We start from the raw sequence: 1,080 nt of genomic DNA on the forward strand, positions 1-1,080 counted from the left end.
CAACCGAGTCCTTTTCTGCTCCAAGCTAACCATTAATTTTAAACGCACCGTTTCAGGATGGCCGTCCATGGCCATTCTGAAACTACCGCAAACGTCCTGTTTGCTGTTGCTAAAATTAAAGGTTACCTTGGGAAAACTCAACGGTGGTGGGATGTAGCCACGTTGAGTCATGTTTTATTTAATGGTTCGTCTGAGCTCATCCAGTCACTTTTATTCTTATTAGCTTGGTGTTTCGCCCTGCGGCGACTTTACTTTCCTTTGAGTGGCCAAAGGAAAGTAAGCAAAGGAAAGGCCAACCGAGTCCTTTTCTGCTCCAAGCTAACCATTAATTTTAAACGCACCGTTTCAGGATGGCCGTCCATGGCCATTCTGAAACTACCGCAAACGTCCTGTTTGCTGTTGCTAAAATTAAAGGTTATCTTGGGAAAACTCAACGGCGGTAGGATGTAGCCACGTTGAGTCATGTTTTATTTGGAGTGATTCTAGACAATGATGCAAAATACAAAATCGATACGGTGATGCTTATTACTTGCGATATTGGTTCGTCTGCGCTCATCCAGTCATTTTTATTATTTTTTGCTTGGTGTTTCGCTCTTGCAGCGACTTTACTTTCCTTTGAGTGGCCAAAGGAAAGTAAGCAAAGGAAAGGCCAACCGAGTCCTTTTCTGATCCAAGCTAACCATTAATTTTAAACGCACCGTTTCAGGATGGCCGTCCCTGGCCATTCTGAAACTACCGCAAACGTCCTGTTTGCTGTTGCTAAAATTAAAGGTTATTTTGGGAAAACTCAACGGCGGTAGGATGTAGCCACGTTGAGTCATGTTTTATTTAATGGTTCGTCTGCGCTCATCCAGTCACTTTTATTCTTATTAGCTTGGTGTTTCGCCCTTGCGGCGACTTTACTTTCCTTTGAGTGGCCAAAGGAAAGTAAGCAAAGGAAAGGCCAACCGAATCGTTTTCTGCTCCAAGCTAACCATTAATTTTAAACGCACCGTTTCAGGATGGCCGTCCATGGCCATTCTGAAACTACCGCAAACGTCCTGTTTGCTGTTGCTAAAATTAAAGGTTACCTTGGGAAAA

1 protein-coding gene is annotated in these 1,080 nt (G+C 43.5%); it reads right to left on the bottom strand.

The features are described from left to right. Positions 1-899: 899 nt before the first annotated feature. A partial coding sequence (locus H5084_RS19555) for a hypothetical protein (RefSeq protein WP_220486020.1) occupies positions 900-1,080 on the bottom strand: 181 nt, incomplete at its 5' end.

It is taken from the genome of Psychromonas sp. SR45-3 (genome assembly GCF_014163575.1).
GTDB classification, from domain to species: Bacteria; Pseudomonadota; Gammaproteobacteria; order Enterobacterales; family Psychromonadaceae; genus Psychromonas; species Psychromonas arctica.